Here is an 11,335-nt window from a genome sequence, read left to right as displayed (position 1 = left end):
CGCGGCCAGGCGCCACCTGACCGCCCTCATCAGCGCGCTAACGTGCCGCGGTATCGTATTCCAGCTTCGGATACCAGTCCGTGCCACGGCCACCGGGCGTCATGTCGAGCACGGTCCAGATCGGCATCACGTCCGGGGCGCCGCGTGGATCCTGTCCGGGGTCCGCAGTCGACGGCCCCATCTCCTCCGCCCAGAAGTGCCGCACCGTGCCGCCCGAGCGCGTAAACACATTGAACGCGGGATTGTCGTCGCCCGCCGGATCTTCCGCCGCGTAATCGCGATTGAAGGTGTTGCCGCCCGATGAGTACAGCCGCAGATGCCGCCAGCCCCGCTCCTTCTTGAACGCAACCAGCTTCTCGATCGGCGAGCGGCCGATCACCGCGAACGCGACGCGCTGCAGGATGTCGGGCATTTCGCCGTCGTATGCACTCAAAAGCGACGTGCACATCGGACACGGCCGGGCGCGCTGCGGGCCGAACATCCAGTTGTAGGTGACGAGCGTGTCATGCTCGCCGAACATCTCCGATAGCTTTACCGGGCCGGTTTCGCCCATGAACAGGTAATCCTCGGGCACGACGCCGCCGTCCGGCAGCGCGCGGCGCTGGGCGGCGACCCGTTCGATATGGCGGCGCAATTCGATTTCCTCGGCGAGCAGGTCGTTGCGCGCGCGCCGATAGTCGGCGCTTTCGCCGGGAAAGCGGCTCGGCGTGTCGGCCGCTAGTTGGCGGGCCGGCTTCAACGTTTGTGCGGATGCGGATACGTCAGTCATCAGCCATCTCCTCTTACGGAACAAGGATAAAGGGCGCGAGCAGCGCGCCGCGAACGCGGCCGCGTTCTCGCCCTCTATATAGTCACGACGAACGCGCGGCGGCAAATCGACAGCATCGGCGAAATTTTTTTGGCGATGCTCAGGCGCACCCTGACGGCAACCCAAGGCGCCCGGCAAGGTATCCTTGAGCGCAACAGCACGCGCGCCGAGGCGCGCCGTCTATGGGGATGCAACATGCCGCTTCGTCTGCCACCGCTGCCGGCGCTTCGTTTCTTTGAAGCGGCCGGCAGGCATCAGAGTTTCAAACTTGCCGCCGCGGAACTGAATGTCACGCCGAGCGCGATCAGCCACGGCATTGTCGGACTGGAACAGGCGCTCGGCGTCGAACTGTTCGTGCGCGAGCCGCGCGGCATCTCGCTCACGGCGAGCGGCGCGGATTACTTGTCGTATGTCTCCGAAGCGTTCTCGCTGATCGCGATCGGCACGCAGCGCCTGCCGAATCACCGCGCGGATCGGCCAATCGCGCTGAGTTGCGCGCCGACCTTCGCGTCGCGCTGGCTGCTGCCGCGCCTCGCCGGCTTTCGCGCGCTCTGGCCAAATGTGAACGTGAGCGTCGACACCTCGCATCGTCAGGTCGGTTTTCCCGTCGACGGTTTCGACTTCGCGATCCGCATGAGCCGTGCGCCGGTTGCAGGCACCGCGTGGACGCGGCTGTTCGGCGAGCGCCTCGTGCCCGTGTGCAGCCCCGCGTATCTGGCGGATCTGCGCGACGAGCACGGCAACGCGGACCTGCGTCGCGCGACGCTCATTCACGTGAACGCCGCCAGCGAGGACTGGCAGGCGTGGCTGGATGCGACCGGCACCGAAGGCATCGAGACCACCGCAGGCCTGCGCGTCGACACGATCCAGCTCGCCTTTGAAGCCGCGGCGATGGGCCTCGGCGTCGCGCTCGGCAGACGGCCGCTGGTGGATCGGGATATCGACAGCGGCGTGCTCGTGGAGGCTTATGCGGCGACGATCGCGTCCACCACGGCCTACTGGTTGGTCAGCGCGGAGAACGCGGACCGCCGGCCGGAGCTTTTCGATTTCAAACGCTGGCTGGTGAGCGAGGCCGAGCAGTTCGACGCGCACACCGACGTTGCCGGCCAGGCACTGCAGAACGCCACCAACTAAACCACAGGTCCGCTTCGCACAGGTGAGCCACGCTCACCTGTCGTCAAAAACTTATCTTTTGCCGCTTCTGACGCTCGCTGCGACCATGTGTCGAAGGAGATCAGAACCATGTCGACCGCCAACAGCAAACGCTTCGCCCCCGCCTTCAATCAGACGACGCTCGTGATTCTCGCTGGCGCGCTCATTCTGAGCGCCGCAATGGGCATCCGGCAGACGTTTGGTCTGTTCATCGGACCGTTCTCGTTCGACCGCGGCTTGCCGGTCACGCTGATCGCGTTTGCGATCGCGCTGCACAATCTCGTGTGGGGTTTCGCCCAGCCGTTCGCGGGCGCCGCCGCGGATCGCTACGGTTCGGCGCCGGTGGTCGCGTTCGGCGCGACGACATTCGCGGCGGGCCTCGGCCTCGCGGCAGTGGCGCCCAGCGGCGCCATGTTGATCGTCGGCATGGGGCTGCTGGTCGGCATCGGCGTGAGTTGCACGACCTTCGGCGTGGTGCTGCCGGCGGTCGGCCGCATCGCCTCGCCTGAAAAACGCAGCATGGCGATGGGTCTGGTCAGCGCCGGCGGCTCCGCCGGCCAGGTGCTGATGGTTCCACTCGTGCAAGGCGTCCGGCTCAGTTCGGGGATTGCCACGTCGCTCTTCGTGCTGGCTTTCCTGATGCTGCTGATCGCCCCGCTCGGCATGGTGCTCGACCGGCGCGCGCGGGTCGGCACGCCCGTTCACGAAGAGCATGTCGCGCCGCTTCGCAAGGTACTGGGTCAAGCCGCCGGGCATCGAGGCTACCGGCTGCTGACGCTCGGTTTCTTCACCTGCGGTTTCCAGCTTGCCTTTATCGCCACGCATCTGCCCGAGTACCTGTCGCTTTGCCATATGCCGGTCGGACTCGGCGCCACCGCGCTCGCGCTGATCGGGCTGTTCAACATGGCGGGCAGTTGGGCGTGCGGCTGGCTGGGTGGCCGCTTCCGGCAGCATCATGTGCTCGGCTGGCTGTACGTGATTCGCAGCATCACGATCGGCGCATTCTTTCTACTGCCGAAAAGCCCGGCGTCGGTGGTGATTTTCGCGGCCGTGATGGGTCTGACCTGGCTCGGCACCGTGCCGCTCACGAGCGGGCTCGTCGCGAAAGTGTTCGGCACGCGCCACCTCGGCAGCCTGTTCGGAGTCTGCTTTCTGAGCCATCAGATCGGCTCGTTTCTGGGCGCATGGCTCGGTGGTCTGGTGTTCGATCTGACCGGGTCGTATTCGCTGCTCTGGGAAGCGACGGTGGTCGCCGGCCTCGTCGCCGCGATGCTGCACTTTCCGATCGACGACACCACCGTGAGCACGCCCACGCTTCGAGCTAACCCGGCGGCGGCGTGAGTGAGCGTGCCGACAGTGGCCACGAACGCCGCCCACCGGCATGAACTCAAAAGCAGCGCGTGCGGCTATTTTTTCGGCGTATCCGCCGCGGCTTTCGGCACGCGTCCCATCAGATAGAACTCGTCGTTCGGACGCATGGAAATCACGTTGGCCATGCGGTTCGACAAACCGAAAAACGCCGTGATCGCCGCGATATCCCAGATGTCTTCATCGGCAAATCCGTGCTCGCGCAGCGTTTGAAAATCGGCGTCGCCGACCGTGCCGGACGCGCTGCACACTTTGACCGCGAAGTCGAGCATCGCCTTCTGACGCGGCGTGATATCCGCCTTCCTATGATTGACGGCGACCTGATCCGCGACCAATGGCGCCTTTTCGTAGATGCGCAGAATCGCCCCATGCGCGACCACGCAATACAAACACTGGTTGATCGCGCTGGTGGCGACCACGATCATCTCGCGCTCGCCTTTGCTGAGGCCGCCTTCTTTCAGCATCAACGCGTCGTGATAGGCGAAAAACGCGCGGAACTCGTCCGGGCGGTGCGCCAGTGTCAGAAACACATTCGGCACAAAACCGGCTTTCTCCTGCACTTCGAGAATGCGCGCGCGAATGTCGTCGGGCCATGCGTCCGGTTTGGGCACGGGGTAGCGGCTGATCGGCTGAGGCTTTGCCATGCGATGTCTCCGTCGTATCTGTTTGGGTATGACGACGATTCTAGCAAGCCGCACAGCCGCAGCACGTCCACGCTCGACAAGGTCCGATATCGACGCCCATATCGTCTAGACTTTCCACTCAAGGGAGCTTGAGCCGCGCCGCGACGACCGGCGCCGGCCGGATTTCAGCAGGAGCTGACCATGTCAGACGTTTTGCACGACGCGCGAGCGCCCGTCGTCAAGGTGCGCCCCGACCGGGAAATGGCGACGTCCCAGCGTCTGCCGTACTTTGTCGGCATCTCCGCCGGCACCGCGGGCACCACGGGTTTGTCGATGTATATGGTCGTAGTGCCGCCGGGCGGTCACGCCGAGCCTCACTTTCACGCCGACTACGAAACCGCGATCTACATGCTCGAGGGCAAGATCGAGACCCGCTATGGGCCCGGCTTGCGCGAGTCCGTCATCACCGAACCGGGCGATTTCCTGTTCATTCCGCCCGGCGTGCCGCATCAGCCGTTCAATCTGGACGCGACCACCGCGGCGCGCGCGATCGTGGCGCGCAACCATGCGGACGAGCACGAACGCGTCGTGCCGTATGATCCGGCCTCTGACGCATGATTCAGCCTCAGACGCGTGATCCAGCAAATGAAGGCAGCGGGGCTGGTACCGGCTAACGGCTGGCTACACCGGTCTCGCCGCCGACCGCGACCACGCGCATTTTCCGCCCCGCCATCCCGCGTCAAGCGCCCAGGTATCCGGCCTGCCCCGCAGCGCCGTTTTGCCACCTGTGCTTAAATCCGCTTCTCATATCATTCTTGTACTATGGCGACCGCCTGCCGACGCGGCATGGCGCTCGCCGTCGTGCGGGAACGGAACATGCGCGGACTGTTCGCCATGCGTCACCCGGGCGCGGACGTTTCAAATTCCAACATTCCATTCTCAGGAGCGCGGTTGTGTGGCATTTTCCGGTTGCTATTCCACCCTCGCTGGGCGTGTGGGCCGTGTTCATGAGCGTGCTCATCACGCAACTCGGCGTGCCGATTCCGGCCGCGCCGATGCTGATCCTCGGTGGAACCATGGCCGCCATGGGGCAAACCTCGTATACGAGCGTCGTGTGCGCCGCGGTCGCCGCCACGCTGATTGCCGACTCGCTATGGTTCTTCACCGGACGAATCTATGGCCGCCGCCTGCTGAACTACCTGGTGCGCTTCTCCCTCTCGCTCGACACCACGGTGCGTCTCGCGCGCAATACCTATGAACGCTACGGCGCGCCGATTCTCGCCGTCGCGAAGTTCCTGCCCGGACTCGGCCTGATCTCCGCGCCGCTGCTCGGCACGACAGCGATCAGCGTCAGCGTGTTTCTGCTGTGGGACTTTATCGGCGCGGCATTGTGGTCCAGCGTGTGGGTCATCGGCGGCGCCGCATTGCACGACCAGATCGTGCAATTGATGCTGCTCGTGCGCCACAACGGCGGCACGATTTTCGATGCGTTCGCGGCCATCTTCGTGGCCGTGCTGCTGTATCGCTGGGTGCGCCGCTGGCAGTTTCGCCGCTGGCTCGCGCATACGCGTATTTCGCCGGACCAGCTCGACGAGATGATGAAGTCGAACGAGCCGCCGCTGATCTTCGACGCGCGTCCACGCAGCGTGCGCGAAAGGGAGTCGCACCGGATTGCCGGCGCGCGGCGGCTGGATCTCGATTCGCCCGAGCCGATCGATCCCGAGTTGCTGAAGCGGCCAATCGTCGTCTACTGTGTGTGCCCGAACGAAGCGACGGCAAAGCGCATCGTCGACCAGTTGCATCGCAAGAATATCCACCACATCCGCGCGCTCAAGGGCGGCCTCGACGCGTGGCAGAAACGCGGTTATCCGGTCGAACCGTTGCCGCCCGACTTCCACACAGCGAAGGCTCACATGATCGAGGACGAGGGCGAAGAAGGCGAATACACGGTGCGCGCGCGGCTGGCGGAGTAACGACACCGCGCCTCGAAGGCCACGCAACGCTCATCAAAAACCGCTTGCGCTTCACACTCAATGTGTGCAACATGCATATATGCACGTTGCACACATTGAGGCATCCCATGACGCAGCGCACAGAAAATCTGCTCGGCGTGCTCGCCCTGCTGGTCACGGACGAAATGAACGCGCAGCCCACCGTTGACGCGCTCGCCGGCCCCACCGCCCGCGCCATGCTCAACGCGGTCGGCCAATATCCCGATTCATCGATTGAAGTGCTGCGCGAGGCGGTCGATCTGTCGCATCCGGCCGCCGTGCGCGCCGTGGCGGGACTGGTCGAAGCGGGCCTCGTCGAGAAAAAATCAGGCGCGGACAAACGCGCTGTCGCGCTTGCGTTGACCACGGCCGGCAAGCGTGAGGCCAAACGCCTGCAAACGGCGCGCGACAGGATGCTGCAACGCATTGTCGGCCGGCTCGAAGACAGCGAGCGCGAAGTGCTCGAAAGCCTGCTGATCAAGATCTTGTGGAACGAGACCCGCGACCCCGCGCACGCGATGCAACTGTGCCGCCTGTGTGACGACGGTCCGTGCCTGAAAGCCGGCTGTCCGGTCGAATGCGGCGAACAGGGGCTGCCCATGCCCGCGCGGAGCGGCACATGAAATCCGCCGCGCCGGTGCGTTGGCCGGCAATCGCGGCATTGACCGCGGTGTCGGCGCTCTCGCAAGTCGGCCAGTTCGGCATCGGCTTCATGGTGCTGCCGGTGTGGCTCGCCCATCGCGGCCTGGATGCGCCACGCGCCGGCCTCTTCTCCGCCTCGCAATGGACCGGCATGCTGGCCGGCTTGCTAATCGCGCCGTGGCTGATGGCGCGCATCGGCGCGAAACGTACCGTGTCGCTGGGTCTGCTGGCCACGCTCGTGGCGTTCGCCACGATGAGCGCGCTGTCGTGGCCGCTGTGGCTCGTGCCCGGTCTGTTGACGGGGCTCGGCATCGGTTTGCGCTGGATTGCCAACGAAACCTGGCTGTACGGTCTGGTCCCCGCTAAATCGAGCGGACGTGTGGTGGGCGTGCACGAAGCACTGATCGCCACGGCGGGCGTCATCGGACCGGCGCTCGCAGTGTGGTGCGATGTCGATGGACGCATCACGTTCGCGGCCGGTGCGGCCTTCACGTTCGCCGCCGCGCTGCCGCTCTGGCTAACCGCATCTGACGCGAAACGGCCTGCTTTGCAAGAAGCACGGCCTGCGCAAAGAGAAAGCACTCAACGGCGCATGCCCATCGGCCCGCTGGTGAGCCTCGGCATGGTGGTCATCGCAGCGGGCGGAATCGGCGACGGCGCGCTTTACGGCCTCTTCCCGCTGTTCGCCGACGCGCACGGCCTCAGCGCCACGCAAACCGCCACCCTGCTGACGCTGTTCGGCGTCGGCGGCATGGCGCTGCAATTTCCGGTCGGCTGGCTGGCCGATCGCGCTGGGCTCGCGGCCACGGTGATCGTGTGCGCCGCGCTCAGCACACTAGCGATCTGCGGCTTCGCGCTGGCCGTGCCCGCATCGTGGCTCGCGGCCGCGAGCGCGCTCTTGCTCGGCGGCATGAACAGCTCGTTCATCACACTCGGCATGTACGCGGCGGCTTGCAGCGACAAGGCCGCGCTCACACGGAACATACGGCTGTTGTCGCTTACCTTCACCGCGAGTTCGATCGTGGGGCCGCTCGCCGCGGGCTTCGCGATGAACGCGCACGGCAGCGATATGCTGATGTGGCAACTCGCGCTGATGAGCGGCGCGCTGGTGGTCTACACGCTCGGCTTGCGCGAAGGCCGGCGCCAGCCCAAACGTTCTTCGTCGATGGGCTGAGCTGGTTTTTTTGCATCGATTGGCAGGAAGGTGGGACGCGTCTAAGCCTCGCGTCCAGCAACCTTGCGTTGGCGCCACAGACACAGCAGATCGCACGCAATATGCGCGGCGGCAATCGCCGTGATTTCGCTCTGGTCGTATGCCGGCGCGACTTCGACGACGTCCGCGCCCACCAGATTCAACGCGCCGAGCGCGCGCACGATCGCCAATCCCTGCGCGGACGACAAACCGCCCGCGACCGGCGTACCCGTGCCCGGCGCAAACGCCGGATCGAGACAGTCGATATCGAAAGTCAGATACGCGGGACGTGCCCCGACAATCGACACGATGCGCTCCACTGCCGCTCGTGTGCCATGCTCATGGACCCAGGCGGCATCGAGAATATTGATGCCCATGAAATCGTCGTTCCATGTGCGAATGCCGATCTGCACCGAAGTCTTCGGATCGATCAGACCATCCTTCACCGCCTTGTAGAACATCGAACCGTGGTTCAGGCTGTCGGGACTGTCGTCGGCCCAGGTGTCGCAATGGGCGTCGAAATGAATCAGCGAGAGCGGCTTGCCGTACTTCTCCGCGTGCGCGATCAACAGCGGATAGGTGATGTAGTGATCGCCGCCGAGCGTCAGCATCTTCGCGTCCGAGCGCAGGATCGTACGCGCATGCTCGACGATGGATTCCTTGATCGTGAGCGGATTGTGCGCGTCGAACCAGCAATCGCCATAGTCGGTCACGGCGAGGTCGTCGAACGGATTGAAACCCCACGGATACGGATGCAACTCCGACAACTGCACGCTGGCCGCGCGCACCGCCGCGGGCCCGAGACGCGCGCCCGCGCGAAACGTAGTGGCCAGATCGAGCGGCACGCCGGAGACCACGACGTCGACGCCGTCGAGTTCACGCGTGTACTTGCGGCGCATGAACGACAGCACGCCCGCATAAGTGTTTTCGATCGACGAGCCATAAAGCGACGCACGGCGGATCGCGCCGTCGCCGTAGACGAGTTCAGTCATGGATGACCTGATACCTATAGACAGTCCGGCGCGGCGCGCGAAGCTTCCAGGGCACGCGCAACGCCGGCTTCGGATTCATTGGGAACGCGACGGCGCGCATCACACGCGCCGCCGCGCTGGCTTCGCGAATCTTTTAGCGCAGCCGCACCAGCGTGGACTTCAGCTCGGTGTATTTCTCCAAAGCATGCAGTGACTTGTCCCGGCCGTTGCCCGATTGCTTATAGCCGCCGAACGGGAAGTTCATGTCGCCGCCTTCGTCGTAGCAATTGACCCACACGGTGCCGGCGCGGAGTTGGCGTGACACTTCGTGCGCCGTGGTCAGGTTCGAAGTCCAGACCGCGGCGGCCAGACCATACTCGCTGTCGTTAGCGATCCTGATCGCCTCTTCGACCGTGTCGAACGTGATCACCGACAACACCGGTCCGAAGATTTCCTCTCGCGCGACCTTCGCGCCGGAAGCCGGAATTTCGAAGATGGTCGGCTCGATATAGAAGCCGCCCGTTTCCTCTTTCACGCGCGCACCGCCGAGCAACAGTTTGGCTTCGGCGCGGCCTGCCTCGATATAGCCGAGCACACGTTCGAGCTGAACCTTGTCGACGATCGCGCCCATCGACGTTTTCGGGTCGAGCGGATTGCCCGGCGTATAGCTGCGCGCCGCGGCGACCAGCTTGTCGAGGAACGCGTCCTTGATGTCGCGATGCACGAGCAGGCGCGAACCCGCGGTACACATTTCACCCATGTTGTAGAAGATCGCACCCGCCGCCGCATTCGCCGCGCGATCCATATCCGGGCAATCCGGCATCACGATGTTCGGCGACTTGCCGCCGAGTTCGAGCCACACGCGTTTCAGGTTCGATTGTCCCGCGTACTGCATGATCAGCTTGCCGACGTTGGTCGAGCCGGTAAAGGCGAGACAGTCCACGTCCTGATGCAGCGCCAGCAGCTTGCCCGGCTCACCCGCGCCCGGCACGACGTTGAACACGCCGGCGGGAATGCCTGCGTCCAGTGCGAGTTGCGCGAGTCGGATCGCGGTGAGCGGCGACTTCTCCGACGGCTTGAGCACCACGCTATTGCCCGCCGCCAACGCCGGGCCAAATTTCCACGACGCCATCAGAATCGGGAAGTTCCACGGCACGACCGCAGCCACCACGCCGATCGGCTCGCGCGTGACGAGTCCGACCAGATGATGATCGGCCGGCGCGACTTCGCCGCCAACCTTGTCGATCGCTTCAGCGAACCATTCGACGCAATACGCCGCGCCCGGCACGTCCACGCTGGTGGTATCGGCGATCGGCTTGCCGGCGTCGAGCGTTTCGAGCAGCGCGAGTTCGTCCATGTGCTCGCGAATCGACGCGGCCCAGCGCAGCAGCACGGCCTTGCGTTGACGCGGGTTGAGGCCCGCCCACACGCCAGAGTCGAACGCGCGGCGCGCGGCGGCCACGGCAGCGTCGACCTCGGCCGCGCCGCTGTCGGCGACCTTGGCGAGCAGTTTGCCGTCGATCGGGCTCAGGCAGTCGAACGTGCGGCCGCCTTCGGCATCACGGTATTCGCCGTCGATAAACGCACGGCCTTCGATCGATAGCGTAGCGGCCTTGTCTTGCCAGAAAGCGAGAGATTTCTTGTCCATCAGGATGCCTCAATGTTATGCGCTCGACGCGAACCTGCATCGACTTCATGCGGCACCGAACTACGGCACTGAGTCGAGTCGAGGCGCGTTGGCGCGGAGTCTTCAGAAGGTGGGCGGCGAATTGGCCGACACGATCTCGCAGAGATGCTCCGCGCTGGGATTGCGAAAACGGTGCGGAAGACGGCTTTCGAAATAGTAGCTGTCACCGGGGTCGAGAAGCCACGTGGTGCCGTCCACTGTCAGTTCGATCTGACCGCTGACCACCACACCGCCCTCGTGCCCTTCGTGCTCCAGCATTTCCGGCCCCGTGTCCGACAACGGCTGATAGACCTCGCGCAGAATGCCCATATTGCGGTCTTTTACGCTCGAACCCGCGAGATAGAACTCGATCGACTCATTGCCGAGGTTCGGCATGTCGGCACGGCGCGACACCACCGAACGCTCCGCTTCCACTTCGAAGGTGAAGAATTCGGCGAGACTCATGGGTATGCATTCGAGCAGTTTCTTCAACGAGCCGACCGAGGGGCTCACGCGATTCTGTTCGATCAGCGAGATCGTGCCATTTGTCACTCCCGCCCGTTTCGCCAGTTCACGCTGGGACAAGCCATTCTTCTTGCGGATGTATTGCAGACGGGTCGCTACTTCTATGGACATCGCTAGGTTCTCTGACATTGAAGACAATCGGGGCGCTAAGTGATCAGATGAATGGACCACATGACTTGGGCAACGAGAGGTGCCCGCGAGTGTTGAATATTCTAATCACTTTGATTGTTGCGCCGCTGGGGAAAACCCTGAAAGGTTTCCGAAATATGAATGACGCAACGAACGTTCCCACTGGGCGGGATTCTAGCCGCGCCCTCGGGAAAGCCCTGATAAATGTTTTATCAAAAAGGGTTTGACGGCTTTATTGGCTCGTATATGCTGGTTCCCAGGCGATCGT

The 11,335-nt window shown here is 64.1% G+C and carries 11 protein-coding genes; 6 read left to right on the top strand and 5 right to left on the bottom strand.

Annotation, left to right across the window (positions count from 1 at the left end; genetic code table 11):
- Positions 1-37 precede the first annotated feature (37 nt).
- Positions 38-769, bottom strand: a complete 732-nt coding sequence (locus P0D73_RS16985; RefSeq protein WP_408432190.1) for a DUF899 family protein — start codon at positions 767-769, stop codon at positions 38-40.
- Positions 770-1,003: 234 nt separating this feature from the next.
- Here P0D73_RS16985 and P0D73_RS16980 point away from each other — a divergent pair, with 234 nt between their 5' ends.
- Both P0D73_RS16980 and P0D73_RS16975 read left to right on the top strand, forming a co-directional pair.
- Complete coding sequence (locus tag P0D73_RS16980; protein WP_408432188.1) at positions 1,004-1,942, top strand: LysR substrate-binding domain-containing protein; 939 nt, start codon at positions 1,004-1,006, stop codon at positions 1,940-1,942.
- 108 nt (positions 1,943-2,050) lie between these two features.
- Positions 2,051-3,301, top strand: coding sequence for an MFS transporter (locus P0D73_RS16975; protein ID WP_408285314.1), 1,251 nt, complete (start codon positions 2,051-2,053; stop codon positions 3,299-3,301).
- 65 nt (positions 3,302-3,366) lie between these two features.
- On the opposite strand, the gene P0D73_RS16970 is transcribed toward P0D73_RS16975, so the two are convergent.
- Entirely contained in the window at positions 3,367-3,972 is a 606-nt protein-coding gene (locus tag P0D73_RS16970) for a peroxidase-related enzyme (RefSeq protein WP_408285317.1), read from the bottom strand.
- A gap of 180 nt (positions 3,973-4,152) precedes the next feature.
- Between P0D73_RS16970 and P0D73_RS16965 the strand changes: the two genes are divergently transcribed.
- The 4 genes from P0D73_RS16965 to P0D73_RS16950 all read left to right on the top strand — a co-directional run bounded on the left by P0D73_RS16965 (position 4,153) and on the right by P0D73_RS16950 (position 7,758).
- Positions 4,153-4,569: a cupin domain-containing protein gene (locus P0D73_RS16965; protein ID WP_408178192.1), complete on the top strand. Its 417-nt coding sequence runs from the start codon at positions 4,153-4,155 to the stop codon at positions 4,567-4,569.
- A gap of 335 nt (positions 4,570-4,904) precedes the next feature.
- Positions 4,905-5,924, top strand: coding sequence for a VTT domain-containing protein (locus tag P0D73_RS16960; RefSeq protein ID WP_408432186.1), 1,020 nt, complete (start codon positions 4,905-4,907; stop codon positions 5,922-5,924).
- Between the two features lie 107 nt (positions 5,925-6,031).
- The gene (locus tag P0D73_RS16955; RefSeq protein WP_408178194.1) at positions 6,032-6,565 is read left to right on the top strand and encodes a MarR family winged helix-turn-helix transcriptional regulator; all 534 of its coding nucleotides are present in this window, start codon (positions 6,032-6,034) and stop codon (positions 6,563-6,565) included.
- Positions 6,562-7,758, top strand: coding sequence for an MFS transporter (locus tag P0D73_RS16950; RefSeq protein ID WP_408432183.1), 1,197 nt, complete (start codon positions 6,562-6,564; stop codon positions 7,756-7,758). The genes P0D73_RS16955 and P0D73_RS16950 overlap by 4 nt, the downstream gene beginning before the upstream one ends.
- A 41-nt stretch (positions 7,759-7,799) precedes the next feature.
- On the opposite strand, the gene speB is transcribed toward P0D73_RS16950, so the two are convergent.
- From speB to P0D73_RS16935, 3 genes are all read right to left on the bottom strand, one after another.
- Positions 7,800-8,768 (bottom strand): agmatinase, encoded by a 969-nt coding sequence (gene speB, locus P0D73_RS16945; RefSeq protein ID WP_408432181.1) that lies wholly within the window; start codon positions 8,766-8,768, stop codon positions 7,800-7,802.
- Positions 8,769-8,901: 133 nt separating this feature from the next.
- Positions 8,902-10,395: an aldehyde dehydrogenase gene (locus tag P0D73_RS16940; protein WP_132377565.1), complete on the bottom strand. Its 1,494-nt coding sequence runs from the start codon at positions 10,393-10,395 to the stop codon at positions 8,902-8,904.
- 102 nt (positions 10,396-10,497) lie between these two features.
- Positions 10,498-11,049 (bottom strand): cupin domain-containing protein, encoded by a 552-nt coding sequence (locus P0D73_RS16935; protein ID WP_132377566.1) that lies wholly within the window; start codon positions 11,047-11,049, stop codon positions 10,498-10,500.
- Positions 11,050-11,335: the final 286 nt, after the last annotated feature.

This window comes from Paraburkholderia sp. RL18-101-BIB-B (assembly GCF_046026985.1).
Taxonomy (GTDB): domain Bacteria; phylum Pseudomonadota; class Gammaproteobacteria; order Burkholderiales; family Burkholderiaceae; genus Paraburkholderia.
This window is presented reverse-complemented; position numbering and strand designations above follow the sequence as displayed.

Coding starts and splice junctions, on each gene's coding strand:
- P0D73_RS16955 (WP_408178194.1), top strand. CDS start 6,032: ATGACGCAGCGCACAGAAAATCTGCTCGGCGTGCTCGCCCTGCTGGTC.
- P0D73_RS16965 (WP_408178192.1), top strand. CDS start 4,153: ATGTCAGACGTTTTGCACGACGCGCGAGCGCCCGTCGTCAAGGTGCGC.
- P0D73_RS16975 (WP_408285314.1), top strand. CDS start 2,051: ATGTCGACCGCCAACAGCAAACGCTTCGCCCCCGCCTTCAATCAGACG.
- P0D73_RS16985 (WP_408432190.1), bottom strand. CDS start 769: ATGACTGACGTATCCGCATCCGCACAAACGTTGAAGCCGGCCCGCCAA.
- speB (WP_408432181.1), bottom strand. CDS start 8,768: ATGACTGAACTCGTCTACGGCGACGGCGCGATCCGCCGTGCGTCGCTT.
- P0D73_RS16935 (WP_132377566.1), bottom strand. CDS start 11,049: ATGTCCATAGAAGTAGCGACCCGTCTGCAATACATCCGCAAGAAGAAT.
- P0D73_RS16980 (WP_408432188.1), top strand. CDS start 1,004: ATGCCGCTTCGTCTGCCACCGCTGCCGGCGCTTCGTTTCTTTGAAGCG.
- P0D73_RS16940 (WP_132377565.1), bottom strand. CDS start 10,395: ATGGACAAGAAATCTCTCGCTTTCTGGCAAGACAAGGCCGCTACGCTA.
- P0D73_RS16970 (WP_408285317.1), bottom strand. CDS start 3,972: ATGGCAAAGCCTCAGCCGATCAGCCGCTACCCCGTGCCCAAACCGGAC.
- P0D73_RS16950 (WP_408432183.1), top strand. CDS start 6,562: ATGAAATCCGCCGCGCCGGTGCGTTGGCCGGCAATCGCGGCATTGACC.